The sequence below is a fragment of the Streptomyces beijiangensis genome (genome assembly GCF_017315755.1).
GTDB classification, from domain to species: Bacteria; Actinomycetota; Actinomycetes; order Streptomycetales; family Streptomycetaceae; genus Streptomyces; species Streptomyces beijiangensis.
Genome location: NZ_JAFLRJ010001175.1, coordinates 1 through 322, shown reverse-complemented (window position 1 = coordinate 322; position 322 = coordinate 1). Strand labels below are relative to the sequence as shown.

Genomic DNA, 322 nt, shown 5'->3' with positions numbered 1-322 from the left:
CTACTGGCGCCACGCGTACGACTGGCGGGCCGCCGAGGCCAAGCTCAACTCATGGCCCCAGTTCACGACCACCATCGACGGGGCCAACCTCCACTTCGCCCACATCCGCTCGCCCGAGCCCGGCGCCACTCCGCTGATCATGACCCATGGCTGGCCGGGGTCGATCGTGGAGTTCGCCGAGGTCGTGGGCCCGCTGACCGACCCGCGCGCCCATGGCGGCGACCCGGCGGAACTCCCAGCCGGTCTCGTACGTGGGCCCGGAGAAACCGAAGCCGGGGATGCTCGGCAGGACCAGATGGAAGGCGTCGGCCGGGTCGCCGCC

The 322-nt window shown here is 71.7% G+C and carries 1 protein-coding gene; it reads left to right on the top strand.

The window, feature by feature from the left end; translation table 11 throughout:
* Positions 1–322: epoxide hydrolase N-terminal domain-containing protein (locus J0695_RS41060; RefSeq protein ID WP_206969895.1), on the top strand; the 322-nt coding region annotated here is incomplete at both ends.